This window comes from Gemmiger formicilis (assembly GCF_900167555.1).
Taxonomy (GTDB): Bacteria; Bacillota; Clostridia; order Oscillospirales; family Ruminococcaceae; genus Gemmiger; species Gemmiger formicilis.
Genome location: NZ_FUYF01000090.1, coordinates 1 through 1,062 on the forward strand (window position 1 = coordinate 1; position 1,062 = coordinate 1,062).

Sequence of the window (1,062 nt, forward strand, 5' to 3'; positions counted from 1 at the left end):
ATCAGCCACCCCAGCAGAAGAAATACCGGAATTGTCAGCAGGACAGGCAGAATGGTGAATCGATACTCAAAGAACCAGAACATACTGCCCAGCATTTTTCCTGCAAGAGGTCCCACCGCCAGCGACAGAATAAAGGCCGCCGCTACGGAGGACATTGCGTAAAATAATCCCTCGTAGATCAGCATGGTTTTGAGCTGCCGGTTCGTCATTCCTACAGCCTGAAGCACAGCAAATTCACGGCGGCGGGAAAGAATACCGGTCATCATGGCGTTGAAGAAATTTAAGAGTCCCACCAGCCCGATGATAGCACAGAGAATACCACCTATCAGAAGGAACATCTGCCGGAACTGAGCAAATTCAGAGCGCGCCGTGGCCTTGCTTTCATACATCAAGGGCGAAAACTCACCGGCAGTGAGCTTCGATAGATATTGCTCTGCTTCGGCTTCGTCCACTTCGTCCGCTGCGTCGAACAGGTAGAGCATCGGAATGGCTGCACCGCCGCTGTCCCTCTGTGCGGTGTCCACAGACAAAACTGCCTCGTATCCAATCCCACCATAACGATAACTCATGGAATACGGAAGCTCTACCAAGGCGCAGACCGTGTACTCCACATCTCTTTCTCCATACAGTTTTTCCTGAAGGTACTCCTCCGGTGTATCTTCGGTGCAGAGTTCTCCGGTGCGGCTGTCGATATATTTCACATCCTCCGCATAGGTAGCGGTGATCGTGTCTCCCACCTTGGGGTAGTATTCAAGATTGGGCAGATTGCCGTAATCATCCAAAGAAACCGCAATGGCAATGGCGTTATTGTCCGGCTCCAGCATGGGAGAAATATCTCCGTCGAACACTTGCAGCTTGTCAAACAGACTGTTATCCAGAGCCTCGATTCTGGTATCTCCCATCACCCTATTGCCCCGGTGCTCCATGCGGCTCATATGGCTGTCCAACTGCTCGGCGCTTTCGTACCTTGCATAGTCCTGCCGCAAAGCATCCTCCGTCATCCAAAGATATACGGGTTTTCGCACAGCATATCCCGTGCCGGAAAGACTGGCCTTTGTGTTT

1 protein-coding gene is annotated in these 1,062 nt (G+C 51.9%); it reads right to left on the minus strand.

The genetic code is table 11. The features are described from left to right. Positions 1–986 (minus strand): ABC transporter permease (locus B5D32_RS14715; RefSeq protein WP_242943485.1); only part of this gene is annotated, 986 nt, incomplete at its 3' end. Positions 987–1,062: the final 76 nt, after the last annotated feature.